Consider the following 14,992-nt stretch of genomic DNA (forward strand, 5'->3'; position numbering starts at 1 on the left):
GCCATTGCTCCTGCATTATTTCCATAACAGTTTGACAGATATTTCGTGGAGCAGCATCGCAATGAAAAATTATTCCCGGGCGAATACCGGCATTGATTTAAACCTTATTCCTGTATTTATTGAAGTCGTCCGCTGCGGCAGCATGGCAAAGGCCTCTGTGCGCCTGGAGATGTCACGTCCTGCGGTGAGCCTGGCCCTGAAGCGTTTTAATCAACTGTTTGATGAGCCATTATTTTTCCGCAAAGGTTTATACCTTGAGCCAACTGAAAAAGCCTTAGCGTTAACCCACTCACTGGAAATATTAATGGGCGATATTCACGATAATATTGCGGCCATTAATTCAGGGCGAAATAAATCCCCGGCACAGAACGTACCGGGATTGGGAAATATTATGCCGCAGTCTGAGCCGTTAATTTAAATGATGACATGGCCTCCATCAGCTGACGCGACTGCTCTTCCAGAGAGCGGGTCGCGGCGGAGGATTGCTGCACCAGCGCCGCATTCTGCTGCGCCGTTTCGTCCATCTGATTCACCGCAATATTCACCTGCTCAATGCCGCGGCTCTGCTCCTGAGACGCGGTCGCAATCTCGCGCATCAGTTTGGTCATGCGCAGCACTTCGGTGGCAATCTCATCCATCGTTTCACCCGCCTGCTGGGCCAGCTCGCTGCCCTCGTTAACGTGGGTCTGCGAATCGCTGATAAGGGATCGGATTTCTTTCGCCGCGTCGGCGCTGCGGCTGGCAAGATTGCGCACTTCACCCGCCACGACGGCGAACCCGCGCCCCTGCTCGCCCGCGCGCGCCGCTTCCACGGAGGCGTTAAGGGCCAGAATATTGGTCTGGAAGGCAATGCCATCGATCACGCTCAGGATGTCAGCAATACGCGCTGAACTGCCGGAGATATCACGCATTTTTTCAATCACGTAGCAGACCATTTCGCTGCCGTGATCGGCGGTATCAGAAACCGATTTCGCCAGCTGGTGCGCCTGCTCGGCATTATCGGCGTTGAGTTTCACCGTGGCGGTAATCTGTTCCATACTGGCAGCGGTCTGCTCCAGCGAGGTGGCGGTGGATTCTGTACGCTCGGCAAGATCCCGGTTGCCCGCCGTCAGCTCACGGCTGCCGGTGTCGATTTGCGAGCTGGCATCGCGTACCCGCATCACCGAGTGCATCAGCGACTGACGCATCACCTCTATCGCCGCGTTAAGGCGGTTAAATTCCTGGCTCGCCGGGGCATTCAGCGTGTGGGTTAAATCGCCCGCCGCCACATTCTCCAGCTGAGCAATGGAAGCAGAGAGCGGCTTAAGCAGCATATGGCGCAGCACCAGCCAGGCAAGCACGATGATGCCAGCCGTCAGCAGCGCGGCGACAATAATCAGGATCAGCACGCGGGTTTTGCTCGCCTGTACGGCAGTGACTTCCGCCTTCCCTCGCGCTTCGCTCCATGTCTGAAACGCCTGCATATCGTTATCAAACTGCTTCGCCACGGGGATCAGCGTATTCTCCAGCAGGTCGTAATAACTGTCCGCGCTCTGGTCATTCAGGGTTTTTAGCATCGGGTTGATGCCCTGCTGGTTATACGTCGCCAGACTGGTTGCCACGTTATCCAGCAACTTTTGCCCCTGCTCGTCAGCCACGCCGCCGTCGATCACGCCTTTCAGCGTTTTCTGAGCCACGGCGATTTCCTGATTGATGTTTTTGACCGATTTGGCCGCATCATCGAGCATGCCGATTTCCATCATCCGGACGGCCTGGCCCGCCTCATTGCGCGCGTGCAGAATCAGCGTATAGCCGGTATTTAGCTGCACCATCTGCTCACCCTGAAGGTGATTAATGCGCTGCAGTGAAGAAGAACTCTGTGTGAGAGCATAAATGCCAATGCCGCTGACAATCAGCAGCAGAAGGGTCATAACGGCCAGTAAAGAGAGCAAGCCGGTACGAATCGATAGCGTTTTAAGCATGATATTATTTCCGGTAGCGAGATATTTCTGGACAGAAAAAAAGGTTATCGGCCGCTACCGGAAAATGTTTAGACTTTAAGCAAATTCAGCGTGTTATCGCTCTGTTACCGAGGTGTTTACGCGAGTAACAGGCGAGCTTTGACGGTTCTCCCAGAGCACCGTCAGACCGCGCTGCAGGGCAATAAATATAAACAGCAGAATGCCGATGGCGATCTTGGTCCACCAGGAACTGAGCGTGCCGTCAAAGTTGATATAGGTCTGGATCAGCCCCTGGATCGCTACGCCGAACAGCGTTCCCAGCACCGTCCCCACTCCGCCGCTGAGCAGCGTGCCGCCAATGACCACAGAGGCAATCGCGTCCAGCTCCACGCCTACGCCTGCAAGGGCATAGCCCGCCTGGGTATACACCGAGAAGACAATACCCGCCAGCGTTGCCAGGCCGGTTGAGAGCATATAGATGCGGATGGTCGTGCTGCGGGTCGAGATCCCCATCAGGTTTGCCGACGTGGCGTTCCCGCCAATGGCGTAAACCTGATTACCGAACCGGGTACGGTGGGCAAGGAAGATACCCACCACCACCACGCCCAGCATCAACAACCCCATCGCGCTCAGACGGCCACCGCCGGGGATTTTCCACGCCAGGCTGGAGAGCGTGTCGTACACCGGGTGGTTAATCGGGATGGACTCTTCCGATACCAGGTAACTCACGCCGCGCAGGAAGAACATCCCGGCGAGGGTAATAATAAAAGCGGGAATTTTTAGCGCGTCGATCAGTAGCCCCATAAAGGCGCCAAACGCACAGCCCATCGCCAGCACCAGCGGAAACGCCACCAGAGGGGAGATCTCCCAGAAACCGATCGCCTTGGCGAGGAACACGCCGGTAAACGCGATCACCGAGCCAACGGAGAGATCGATCCCACCGGAGAGGATCACAAAGGTCATCCCGACGGCGATGATGCCTAAAAAGGCGTTATCGGTCAGGATGTTGCAAATCACGCGTGTTGAGGCAAAACCGGGGAACTGGGTCAGACAGTAGAGATACCCCAGCACAAACACGCCCAGCGTGATCATTAACGGTAAATTACGTTTTATCATGGCCACGGATCCCCTTAATGATGCTGACAAAGCGCGGTGACTGGACGATCAGCACGCAGAGTACGACCACCGCTTTTACCACCTGGTTGAGTTCCGGCTGAAAACCGGAGAGCAGGATCCCGGTGTTCATGCCCTGAATGATCAGCGCGCCAATGACCGAGAGCAGCAGGTTAAAGCGCCCGCCCATCAACGATCCGCCGCCAATCACCACCGCGAGGATGGCATCCAGCTCCAGCCAGAGCCCGGCATTGTTGGCATCGGCCCCGCGGATATCGGCCGCGACAATCACCCCGGCAATGGCGGCGCAAACGCCGCTCAGCACGTAGGTCAGCATCACCATCAGCCGCGTATTGACCCCGGCATTTCGTGCCGCACGAATGTTGATCCCCACCGCTTCAATAAACATGCCGAGCGCTGTTTTGCGGGTGAAAAGCCAGAACACCACTAATGTAACCAGAGCCACGATCACCGGTGTTGGAAAGAACAGGAAATTGCCGCTGCCGATCCACGCCAGACTCGGGGAGTTAAAGGTGACTATCTGTCCGGAGGTGATCAGCTGCGCCACCCCGCGCCCGGCCACCATCAAAATAAGGGTGGCGACGAAAGGCTGAATTTTTAGTACCGCCACCAGAATGCCGTTCCACAGTCCGGCCAGCACGCCGGTTCCCAATGCCGCCAGCAGTACCACCGGCAGGCTATGGCCCGCCACGGTCATGGAGGCTGCGGTGGCCCCGGCAATAGCCATCACCGCGCCGACGGAGAGATCAATCCCGCCGGTGGCTATCACCAGCGTCATACCAATCGCCAGCAGCGCGACGGGCGCGGCACGGTTTAAAATATCGATCGGGCTGCCAAACAGGCGACCATCCTGAACAATAATCTGGAAGAAATGCGGTGCGACAAGGCTATCCACCAGTAACACCACCAGCAGCGCTGCGATTTGCGGCGTGCCGGTTGGCCAGTTAAAGCGGCGCTTTGACTCACCGGTTTGCGAAAGCGAACGGGACATCACAATTCACTCCTTATGCCGCGATGGCATTCATGATCGCCGAAACGGACAGCTTATCCATCGGGATCTCAGCCACCTGTTTGCGATCGCGCATGATGATCACGCGATCGGCATACCCCACCAGCTCTTCCAGCTCGGACGAAATGACCAGCAGCGCCAGCCCGTCGGCACACAGCGTTTCGATAAGCCGGATAATTTCGGCGTGCGCGCCAACGTCAATGCCGCGCGTGGGTTCATCCAGGATCAGGAACTGCGGTTTGGTCAGCAGCCAGCGTGACAGCAGCACTTTCTGCTGGTTACCGCCGGAGAGAAATTCGATCGGCTGTTCCGCGCTCGGCGTACGAATACCCAGCTGGCGAATAAAGCGCTCGGCAATGGCGTTTTGCTCTTTACGCGGAATTGGACGCAGCCATCCGCGCTGCGCCTGTAGCGCCAGAATGATATTTTCCCGCACCGAGGCGGCGGCAATAATGCCGTCTGTTTTCCTGTCTTCCGGGCAGAACCCCACTCCCAGACAGGAGGCCTGATGCGGCGATCGCAGGGTTTGCGGTTTACCTTTGATCAACGCGGTACCGCTGTCCGCAGGCTTGATGCCGAAGATCACCTCGGCGGTTTCGGTCCGGCCTGACCCTAGCAGCCCCGCCAGCCCGACAATTTCGCCGGGGCGCACTTCGAGGTTAAACGGTGAGATGATCCCTTTTTTGCCGTAATCGCTGAACGCGGCCACCGGTTTTTCGCTCAGCAGCGTGCGCCCTGCGCGCTGGAGCGCATTGGTCTCCAGCTCACGGCCCAGCATCATTTTGACCAGCTCAATCTGCGGCAGCTCGCGGGTTTCACGGCAGCCGACAAAGCTGCCGTTACGCAGTACGGTAATGCGATCGCTCACTTCATACACCTGATCGAGGAAGTGTGTGACGAAGATCAGGCTGACGCCCTGATCGCGCAGCTGGCGCATCAGGGTAAAGAGCATCTCGACTTCCTGGGTATCGAGGCTGGCAGTAGGTTCGTCGAGGATCAGCACCTTCGCGGAGAGATCGATCGCGCGGCAAATGGCGACGATCTGCTGCATCGCGACGGAAAACCGGTTCAGCGGCTCGCGAACGTCGAGGGAGAAGCCGTAGGATTCCATCAGTTTCGTCGCCCGCGCTTCCATCTCTTTGCGCCGTAGCAGGCCAAAACGTCTTGGTTCACGACCAATAAACAGGTTATCCGCCACCGACATATTTGGCAGCAGGTTCACTTCCTGGTAGACCGTCCCAATCCCAAGCTGTTGAGCATGGGCGGTATTTTTTGGCGAAATGGCGTTGCCTTCCAGCCAGATGGTGCCGCGATCGGCGTGATAAACGCCGGTCAGAGATTTAATCAGCGTCGATTTTCCCGCGCCGTTCTCGCCCAGCAGCGCCATAATTTCACCGCGCCGCAGGCTGAAATCAACGTTATCCAGCGCTTTTACACCCGGGAAAAATTTGCTTAAGCCCTCTGTGCGGAGGATTTCCTGGTGCTGTTCAGTGGTCATGGTTCCCCCTACATCAAGCCGGGTGGCGCTACGCTTATCCGGCCTACAAAAGAGCGTATCGTAGGCCGGGCAAGCGCAGCGCCACCCGGCAATTTCACTGGCTTAGTAGCCCATGTTTTTCTTCTTCTCTAACTCTTCTTTCGCCGTGTCAGGCAGGTAGAGCGTGGACTTGGTGACGGTCACCTTCTCAGGCATCGTGCCGTCTTTCTTGAATTTCTCCAGCGCATCAAATGCCGGACCCGCCATATTTGGCGTCAGTTCTACGCTGGCGTTGGCTTCGCCGTCGATCATCGCTTTGTAGATATCCGGCACACCGTCGATAGAGCCGGTGAGGATATCTTTGCCCGGCTTCAGGCCCGCTTCTTTAATCGCCTGAATCGCACCAATCACCATGTCATCGTTATGGGCGTAAACCATGCAGATGTTCTTGCCGTTGTTTTCCGCTTTAATGAAGCTCTCCATGACCTCTTTACCTTTACTGCGGGTAAAGTCGCCGGACTGAGAGCGGATAATCTTGATGTTTGGCGCTTTCGCGATGGCCTCAGCAAAACCCTTCTTACGGTCGATAGCCACGCTCGCCCCCACGGTGCCCTGCAGTTCAACGACGTTACACGGCTTGCCGTCGACCTGTTTTACCAGCCAGTCGCCAATTAATTGCCCTTCAAGCACGTTGTTGGCCGTCACGGTGGTCATATAGAGAGATTTGTCTTTAACGTCGATGGAACGATCGAGCAGGAAGACCGGAATCTCAGCATCTTTGGCTTCTTTCAGAACCGGTTCCCAGCCGGTCGCCACCACTGGCGCGATAAAGATGGCATCCACGCCCTGAGCAATAAATGAGCGCACGGCTTTGATCTGGTTTTCCTGCTTTTGCTGACCATCGGCGATTTTCAGCGTGATGCCGCGTTTCTGAGCCTCGCTTTTCGCAACGTTGGTTTCTGCCGCACGCCAGCCGGATTCAGAGCCAACTTGCGAAAAACCTACGGTTAAAGGGGCGGCCATCGCCATAGACGACATGGCTGCCGAAACTGCTGTGACAAGAAGTAAGCGCTTCCACATATGAGCGTCCTCGTAGGGGTGTTTATTGTTGGTTAAAAGATGTTCTGCGAAATGACTATAGCCAATGAAATATGTAACGAATTGCGTTACATCACACTTCGGAAAAGTGAATAAAACGTTAATCACAAGTTTGTAATCGCTTTCATTTCACCATTAAAAATGCGGCTGAGTTTATGGATTTTTCTGTCATGGAATCGGTCTGAAAAGTGGTGCTGGCGGGGAGAGAATGCGAAAACAGGCGGAGACATTCAGCGTGAGTTGGCTATAATACCTGCCACTTGTTTACCATCCATTTTAAAGGACACCGACATGAGCTTACTCAACGTCCCAGCGGGTAAAGAACTGCCAGAAGACATCTACGTAGTTATCGAAATCCCGGCAAACGCAGATCCGATCAAATACGAAGTGGACAAAGAGAGCGGCGCCCTGTTCGTAGACCGTTTCATGTCTACCGCGATGTTCTATCCATGCAACTACGGTTACATCAACCACACCCTGTCTCTGGACGGTGACCCGGTTGACGTACTGGTCCCAACGCCATACCCGCTGCAGCCAGGCGCAGTCATTCGCTGCCGTCCAGTTGGCGTGCTGAAAATGACCGACGAATCCGGTGAAGATGCGAAGCTGGTTGCAGTACCGCACACCAAGCTGAGCAAAGAGTACGATCACATTAAAGATGTGAACGACCTGCCAGAACTGCTGAAAGCGCAGATCACTCACTTCTTCGAGCACTACAAAGACCTCGAAAAAGGCAAGTGGGTTAAAGTTGACGGCTGGGACAACGCAGAAGCGGCGAAAGCAGAAATCATCGCCTCTTTCGAGCGCGCGGCTAAGAAGTAATTCTTACGCTGATAATGAAGGCCCCGCGAGTCGGGGCTTTTTTATAGATTAGTTAAAAGCACCACATGAGTTTTTAAGATAAATCCCATTTCTTTTATCTTGTATATTCTTAAAAAAAGGACACCCTATCATTTATGGTGGGAGTGGTTGAATAGCATGGAAATTAATAACATACTGTAATGATGATCATTAATCCCCATTCATAACAGGATTCATATGTCATCCATTAACATTGATGTTGCCCGCCCAACTGGAATTTATTTTATCATTGAACGACTGTATTCCCGCGATGGACTTATGCCTTCTATTGGGGAAATAAGCCCCTCTTTGACACAGGTGCATCGTACAGTCATTCAGCTAAAACGTAAGCAAGATATGTTTATGGATGGTATAAAAGTAATCCCAAAAGATATTACCCTTTGGCAACAGATAAAATATCTTACGGGTTCAAAAGTCACGACTAAAGATACCGATGCGTTAGTGTATACGACCGATTTTATCGGCTCCCTTGTTGCCACTACACCTTTAGGCAATATTGAGCATGAAAGCATTCCTCGCTTCCTCACGACAGAGTCTATTCACTCCCTTCCGCAAGCAGTGAGTTATGGGCGTGATCCCATCCCACAGGTACTTCTTTATGGTCGTAAGGATATTGTCTTCTTTATGGACAATGGTGGTAAAGGTACGCCAACCGCTATTGCAAAGTATAACCACAATACTCGTGACCTTGCCATAATCAAAGATCAGCTGGAAGCTGGTAAAACAATGAAGGAACTGCTTTCTAAGGGAGCAAAATTATGAGTAAGAAAAGCCATATCTTGAGTCTATTCATCCTTATTATTGCTGCCTTTATCTTTGGCAGAAGCACGTATGTTGAATACCTGGCATGGTACTATGGAAGCGATAATTTAGTCTTCAATGAAGTTAATATCGCCTTACTATCAAGTTTATTTAACGGACTCTATTTTGCTCTTTCAGCAAGTATTATCTACGCATCACTTATGTTATTAAAAAGAATTCCCAAAAATATCGTCGCTTCTTGTCTACTTCAGTTCTGTATCAACATCGGGCTATATACACTTTTTGTTGCAGTAGAGAGAGGATATAGTAAATTGCATACTTTAGGCTCGGGTGCTACTGATATCACCCACAGCTATTTTTTAGGGGCGTTGCTGACGAGCACACTCCTGACCGTCGCGATCGTGAGCGTTATACATGCTAAGTTTCTTTCTTCAAAGCATAAAGATGGGTTACATAAAGGCGTTTGACTGTTACGGCAAAGACAGCAAATGGCAGTATCTCTGCATCATAACATTCCAGCTTGCCTGGTTTTTGTTTTACTTATGGATCCCTTATCGAAGCGATTATGCGATTCTGCTGTTTTTACTGTTTTTCCTGCCCGTCATTTCAAGCAATACGCGGTGCATAAACTACTATGGCCGTTCACGCGCCTTGTGTTTTTTATGGATTATTGCCCCGTACGTCATGCTGTTCGTTCCTCTGTTCTTAACCAGACGCCGTAATACAGAAGATAATTGAAAGAGTAAAAAAACAACGCCACCTTCCGGTGGCGTTGTCGTTTTTCAGTACTGGTCTCTGTCTAACCAGTTACCGCTTACAATCCGCGTTAACCCATCGACCGGACGCTGGTAGACATACATCCACGCACTTCCGTACGGCGTCTGGATCAACTGGCGAGCGTATTCACCGCCCCTGGTGCGCAAGGCATCAAGTTCGGCAAGTGTAGCATTATCAATACGATAAACTTCACCCTGTACTGTTCCTTCGCCGGGAACCGCGCCTGGATAGTGGCCCAGGCTGTACAACTGGTAATTTTCGATATTGTAATTCCCCAGCAGCAGGGCATTGGTCATCCAGTGACTGTTGCCTTGCTTGGTTCGTAAACTGCCGTAGACAAATATTCGCATTGCTAAAACTCAAACTGATAGAGCAGATCAAGTGCCTGGTCTACGCCGGACACTGCTTCCAGATATAGCTTAGGCATCAGGCGATAGCGTAGCGTGAGTGTTGCCAGTGAGTCAAAGATCCCCACACCGTATTTTACCTGCAGACCCGGCAGTACATAGCCACTGACCACCACCTGCGAGGAGTCACCCACGCCCTGGGTGTCCAGCGCCAGATTGCTTACGCCGAACGTCTCGCCGATTTTACCCACAACCTGCCCACTTTGTGCAACCCCCAGGCCGACTAACATTGAGGTCATCGCCGCACTGTCGCTCTGACCGCTGTCCAGACCCTGTCCACGCAGCAGGTAAGAGAGAGCTTCCTGCTGCGACATCGCCGGGTCAGAGAAGATCTCCGCCTTCGGTTCGTCGGCAGAGCCGGTGACGCGTACGCCTGCAATGACGTCGTTTTCCGTCGCTTCCGGGTTACGAATCGCTTCGATGTTCAACAGAGGCTGATCCGGTGGACCGGAGAACAGCAGCTCGCCCTTACGCACAATCAGATCCTGACCATAGGCATGGAAACGCCCTTCAGGAATATTGATCTGCCCGTTCAGGCCAAGCCCTTGTTTATCCTGGGCCACTTTCAGATCGCCCGTGAGCCTCGCCTTCAGCCCAAACGCATCCAACCGCACGTTATTCCCCACGTGTACGATAAGGTTACTATTAATCGGTATGCCAGCGCTCTTCTGTTCGACAGGTTTCAGATTTTCATTGAGCATAACTTCATCACTTGAGACACCGACGGCGCTTTCCGGAACCTCGTGAACCACAATACGCGCCCACGGCACGTCGACGCGCCCGTCCAGGGTGAAGAGGCTTGGCGTCGCCTCAAAGACCACATCCGGCGAGACATCCAGGCGCACCATTGGCGGTACGGTAATGCGCACCTTGCTGCCTTTGGCCGCGATGCGGGCACGCCAGTTATCGAGCTGGCTCCAGTCCGCTTCACCGCTCAGGTTGATTTGCCCCTGCTGCGTTAACACCGAACCGCTCAGGGTCGAGCTCATGCCGTTGAAGTTCATCGCAATCTGGCTGGGCTGCATATCAAACGGCATAAAGTTGCCGTCGATGTCCACGCCGCTGAGGCGCATCTGACCGAATAGCTGCGGGCTTTGCGCGTTGCCGCCCAGACGCAGGTTGGCGTTCAGCATACCCTCGGCTTTCTCCCCGCGGGCGAATATCGGGTTCACCATCGCCAGGTTGAAGTTACGGATATTGACGTTGCCGCCCAGATTACGCCGTCCTTGCGGATCGGTAATTTGTACCTGTCCGTCAAGCTGACCGTTGTTAGTAAGACGGATCAGCCACCCCAGCTCAGCACGGTTGTTATGCAGGTCTGCGCTCAGGTTGAGGGTATCGAATGCCACCGGGAGCGACGCATCATTCACCTCCTGCGTCACCTTCACGTTACGGCCCGAAAGCGTGACGCTACCCTGCGGCAGCCCCTCTTTGGTCGTATCCCAGGCGACATCGGCTTTCCCGCTGAAGACGCCGCTGGCCTGCGTGGTGTCCGGCATAAACGGTTTCAGCATCGCCAGATCAAAGCGGTTGAGGTTTACCTGCGCGTGCCCTGCCGCGCCCGCATCAATGGTCTGCGGCACGCACAGTTCTGCATTCGGGTTGATCCAGCAGTGCGGCCCAATAGCGATCTTTTGTTCCGCATTACGGTAGTCCAGCGAGAGAGAACGTGACAACGCCAGCGGCCCCACCGGCGTGTTGAAACGGGTATTGTCCAGCGTCCCTTTCCAGCGCTCCGCTTTGCGGTCGAAGCTGCCGGTCAGGTGAAGCTGCCCGGAAACCGGCTCACCCTGCACGCGTAGCTGGAGGTCATGCTGTTTTTCGTTCCCTTTGGCGTCCAGGGTGACCAGGTTAATGTTCGCGTCCGGCTGAGAAATGCGCTCCACGCGCAGGTTCAGGTTACCGCCGATCTGATCGGTGGATTTCACATCCCCTTCCACGCGGACGCGGGCAACGCTCAGTTCCTGCCAGCGCAGATTATTGGCGGTGATATCCGCAAGGAGCTGTGGCGCGTCGACCGTACCGCGCACTTTCACTAACCCTTTCGCCGTCCCGCCCAGGCCCGGCAGGGCGTTATCCAGGTTCGGCGCGTCGATGGTGGCGTCAAGATTGAGATCTTTTACCCCCAGCTCGCCTTTGATATCCGCCGTGTTGCGCCCCAGCGCGACGTGCAGACCCGGGATCACCCACTGCAGGTAGCTGTTGCCTTTCACCGAGCCTTCAACATTCACCTTGTTCTGCTTCACGTTACCGGTGAGCTTGAGCTCCGGCACGTCCATCTGCCACGTACCGCCGTACAGGCTACCGCGCGTTTTGATCAGCCCGTCCAGCTTCGACGGCCAGTCCGGCACCTCTTTGGCGGTGTTGATACCCGTCAGCTTCAGTTCGCCCCGCCAGCTGATCGCCTGCTGCCAGTCGAGCAGCGCGGTCAGCTCCGTTTTCCCTTCCAGCGCCGCGACGGTCAGCTTATCGAGGTTGACCTGTTGTTCGTTGCCCTTCGCATCCAGCGTGATGTTCGCGGGCGGTACGCCCTGTCCCTTCACCGCCGTGTGGAACGAGAGCGTGTAGTCAGTCATCTTGCCGCTCAGCTTCAGCTTCAGGTCATCGGCCTGGAACTGTTTTTCGCCGGTAAACGGCCAGTAAAGCTGCTTGCTGACGACCTCAAGATTGAGCGGCAGCCCGGCTTCCGCCAGCTGAGTCTGCGCGCGCAGAACCATGTCCACCGGGCCGGAGAGATTGACCCCGACGTCCAGCTTATCGCGCAGCGCCCCACCCACTTTGACCTTCACTTTTTCGCCCTTCAGCGGGTCGATGTTGAGCGCGCTGTTCAGCGTGATATCCACCGGCCAGTTGTCGCGCAGCAGGGCGTTACCAGACGCATTCACCGACCCCTGGTTGGTGTCGATATCCAGCGCGTCGAGCTTCATGTTGCCGTCAATGCTGCTGACTTTCAGCAGCATGTTGTAGACGGTCAGGTCGGTATCGCCGGTCAGGCGTAGCTGCTCACCTTTGAACTCCTCAATATTGAGGTTCAGCGGCAGATGAACGTCAGTCATTTCCGGCAGAACAGGCTTCGAGAAGAGATCCTTCAGCGTTTCACCCAGCGGCTTTTCTTCCGGCTGCGGATTCTGGATCTTCGGCTCGACGATCTCTTCCTGCGCCACCTCGGCCACTTTCGGCAGCGCGATCAGCAAGCCCTGTAGTGAGGTTGGCGTCAGGGTCAGGTTTTTCTCCTGCCAGCGCAGGCCGGAGGTGAAATCCATGACGGAAACGGTGGTGTCGTCGATTTTAATATTGACGTTATCGAGCGCCACCCGATAGAGCGCAATCGGGTACGGCGTGGAGAGATTCAGCGGGCCGCTATCCTCTTCTTCCACCGGCGCAGACGGCGGCATTTTCTTCGAATCTATCGCCACGTTAACGTCTTTTAGCGACAGATCGTTAACGCACAGCTTGCTGTCACGCAGACAGCCCAGCTTCACCGCGAGGTGAAATTCCCCGGCATTCACCGCCACGCCTGGCTGCTCATAGCGGATGTTCTTCAGACGCAGGTCGCGCCAGCCGCCGGTCACCTGACCTATCTCCAGCCCCGGCACCCAGCGGTTCGCCGCGTTAAACAGCAGATGCAGCCCGGTCGTCGTCCCCACCAGAAACGCCACCGTACCGAGCAGCAGCACGATAAAAATCAGCACCCCGAGGCTTATTTTCTTCCATAAACTCATAATTCAGGCCCCAGACCGATGTAAAACTGTAATCCATGTTCTTCTTTGTCGCCGACCGGAACGGCGAAATCAAGCTTGATGGGCCCGACCGGTGACTGCCAGCGCACGCCTACACCTGCGCCAGTTTTAAAGTCGCTGCGGCGGATATCGCTCACCGCCTCGCCGCCATCAACGAACATGGCGCCCCACCATTTTCCGCTGACGTTGTACTGGTACTCCAGCGAGCCAGTGGCCAGCTTGGAGGCCCCGATCAGCTTGCCGTCATCGTCTTTAGGCGCGATAGATTTGTATTTGTAGCCGCGGATGCTGCGGTCGCCCCCGGCGAAGAAACGCAGGTCCGGCGGGACTTTGTCGAAATCGCCGGTTTCAATCCAGCCGAGGTTGCCGCGCATGACAAAGCGGTGCTTGTCATACAGCGTGCGGATCCAGACGTTTTGCGCCTGAATCACCGAGAAATCCACGTCAGAACCCCACATCGTGTTGGAGTAATCGATGGAGTAACGCTGGGAATCCCCCCAGGTTGGCATCAGGCCGCCGCGCGAGCGGGTGCGGCTGATCATCACCCCAGGATAGAGCAGCATGGTGGTGTTGGTGACGTTGGCCTGGGTAAAGTGGTCCAGGCTCCAGCGCAGGTTAATGGCGCGCTGCCAGCCGCTGGAGAGATCCCAGTAGCGGGATACCGCAAGCGTGGTGGAATCGGACTCTGTATCGTTCAGGTCGGTGCGCTTAAAGCCCCCCTGGACCAGATAGTACTGCTCAAGCGGATTTTTCAGCAGCGGCATTTTATAGCTGAAATCAAGCTGCTGCTCCGGTGCAGAGATACTGGCGCTGGTCGTCAGGCTGTGGCCGTATGAGTTTATCCACGGCTTTTTCCAGGTGGCCTTCACGCGCGGGCCGACGTCGGTCGAATAGCCAACACCGGTCTCAATGGTGTTCTCGGTGCGCGGCGAGACAACGCCATGCAGCGGCAACACCTTGGTTTTGCGAGACTTATCAAATTCCGGCGCGACAACCACCGAGTTAAACCAGCCGGTGGCGGAGAGACGACGGTTTAGCTCCGCCAGGTCGCTCGACTGGTAGTAGTCGCCTTTTTTAAACGGCACGAGGTTTTGCAGGTACTCTTCACGAATTTGCGAACCTTCAAACGTCACGTCGCCAAAGCGGTAGCGCTCCCCGCTGTCGTAGTCGATGTCCCAGAAGGCCTTGCGTCGCGCCAGCGCGATGCCCAGCTGGCTTTTGTTGAACTGGCTGTCAAAGTAGCCCTTACGCAGGGAAACGCTCGTCAGCTCTTTTTTGAAATGGTTGTAATCGCCATGGTTAAGCACGGTGCCGATCTTCGGCCGCGTGCTGAGCAGATCCAGGTAATCCCGGTCGGTACGCGCCCCGCCGCGCAGGACGACGTTCGTGCCACCAATCCGTACCGGCTCCCCCGCCGAGACGCGGGCAATAAGCACCTGACGCCCCTTCTTTGGCGGCGGACGGAGATCGAAATCAATGGTGGGTTCGTAATAACCCAGCGCTTTCAGCCCTTCACGGATCGCGTCATCCACGCGCGCGCGAAAACGCCGGTCCGGCGTCACCTCATCACTCTGGATGGTCGACAGCTGCGCACGCACGTTTTTTTCCAGCGCTCCGGAAAGCCCCTCAACCTGCAAACGGACATTCGCCGCGCTGGCAACCCCGCTTGTCAGCAACACACTGACCAAACATAACTGGCGGATTTTTGTCACGTTTTCTCCTGAATATCCCTGTTTCCACCCTGGAAGCAAATGCAGTGCCGCTCCGCGGCAAAATACGGCCTGTTA

Annotated in this window: 12 protein-coding genes; 4 read left to right on the plus strand and 8 right to left on the minus strand. The window is 55.1% G+C overall.

Features of this window, described 5'->3' with window-relative positions; translation table 11 throughout:
* The first annotated feature begins 61 nt into the window (after nucleotides 1-61).
* On the plus strand, nucleotides 62-418 hold the full coding sequence (locus tag O1723_RS19290; protein ID WP_014882276.1) for a helix-turn-helix domain-containing protein: 357 nt from the start codon (nucleotides 62-64) through the stop codon (nucleotides 416-418).
* Here O1723_RS19290 and O1723_RS19295 read toward each other — a convergent pair.
* From O1723_RS19295 to ytfQ, 5 genes are all read right to left on the minus strand, one after another.
* A complete protein-coding gene (locus O1723_RS19295) occupies nucleotides 390-1,961 on the minus strand; it encodes a methyl-accepting chemotaxis protein (RefSeq protein ID WP_023336693.1) in 1,572 nt (523 codons plus the stop codon). The two genes, O1723_RS19290 and O1723_RS19295, sit on opposite strands and share 29 nt — an antisense overlap.
* Before the next feature lie 93 nt (nucleotides 1,962-2,054).
* Nucleotides 2,055-3,056 carry a galactofuranose ABC transporter, permease protein YjfF gene (gene yjfF, locus O1723_RS19300; RefSeq protein WP_014882274.1) on the minus strand — a complete coding sequence of 334 codons (1,002 nt, stop codon included), beginning with the start codon at nucleotides 3,054-3,056 and terminating at the stop codon, nucleotides 2,055-2,057.
* Nucleotides 3,043-4,068 (minus strand): galactofuranose ABC transporter, ATP-binding protein YtfT, encoded by a 1,026-nt coding sequence (ytfT, locus tag O1723_RS19305; RefSeq protein ID WP_014882273.1) that lies wholly within the window; start codon nucleotides 4,066-4,068, stop codon nucleotides 3,043-3,045. The genes yjfF and ytfT overlap by 14 nt, the downstream gene beginning before the upstream one ends.
* 10 nt (nucleotides 4,069-4,078) lie before the next feature.
* Nucleotides 4,079-5,581 (minus strand): galactofuranose ABC transporter, ATP-binding protein YtfR, encoded by a 1,503-nt coding sequence (ytfR, locus tag O1723_RS19310; protein ID WP_014882272.1) that lies wholly within the window; start codon nucleotides 5,579-5,581, stop codon nucleotides 4,079-4,081.
* Nucleotides 5,582-5,683: 102 nt separating this feature from the next.
* Nucleotides 5,684-6,640, minus strand: coding sequence for a galactofuranose ABC transporter substrate-binding protein YtfQ (ytfQ, locus tag O1723_RS19315; protein ID WP_014882271.1), 957 nt, complete (start codon nucleotides 6,638-6,640; stop codon nucleotides 5,684-5,686).
* 309 nt (nucleotides 6,641-6,949) lie between these two features.
* Between ytfQ and ppa the strand changes: the two genes are divergently transcribed.
* The 3 genes from ppa to O1723_RS19330 all read left to right on the plus strand — a co-directional run bounded on the left by ppa (nucleotide 6,950) and on the right by O1723_RS19330 (nucleotide 8,748).
* Nucleotides 6,950-7,480, plus strand: a complete 531-nt coding sequence (gene ppa / locus O1723_RS19320) for an inorganic diphosphatase (protein WP_008501423.1) — start codon at nucleotides 6,950-6,952, stop codon at nucleotides 7,478-7,480.
* A gap of 216 nt (nucleotides 7,481-7,696) precedes the next feature.
* A complete protein-coding gene (locus O1723_RS19325; protein ID WP_014882270.1) occupies nucleotides 7,697-8,281 on the plus strand; it encodes a hypothetical protein in 585 nt (194 codons plus the stop codon).
* Entirely contained in the window at nucleotides 8,278-8,748 is a 471-nt protein-coding gene (locus O1723_RS19330; protein WP_023336692.1) for a hypothetical protein, read from the plus strand. The genes O1723_RS19325 and O1723_RS19330 overlap by 4 nt, the downstream gene beginning before the upstream one ends.
* A 315-nt stretch (nucleotides 8,749-9,063) precedes the next feature.
* Here the strand turns inward: O1723_RS19330 and O1723_RS19335 are convergent, their stop codons facing one another.
* Genes O1723_RS19335 through tamA form a run of 3 tightly spaced genes read right to left on the minus strand, consistent with a single transcriptional unit; the run spans nucleotide 9,064 to nucleotide 14,917 of the window.
* Nucleotides 9,064-9,408: a gamma-glutamylcyclotransferase family protein gene (locus O1723_RS19335; protein ID WP_014882267.1), complete on the minus strand. Its 345-nt coding sequence runs from the start codon at nucleotides 9,406-9,408 to the stop codon at nucleotides 9,064-9,066.
* Between the two features lie 2 nt (nucleotides 9,409-9,410).
* A complete protein-coding gene (gene tamB, locus O1723_RS19340) occupies nucleotides 9,411-13,187 on the minus strand; it encodes an autotransporter assembly complex protein TamB (protein WP_023336690.1) in 3,777 nt (1,258 codons plus the stop codon).
* Nucleotides 13,184-14,917, minus strand: a complete 1,734-nt coding sequence (tamA, locus tag O1723_RS19345) for an autotransporter assembly complex protein TamA (RefSeq protein ID WP_023336689.1) — start codon at nucleotides 14,915-14,917, stop codon at nucleotides 13,184-13,186. Before tamA ends, tamB begins: the two co-directional genes overlap by 4 nt.
* Nucleotides 14,918-14,992 lie beyond the last annotated feature (75 nt).

This window comes from Enterobacter cloacae complex sp. HYC080_NIDB (assembly GCF_056673325.1).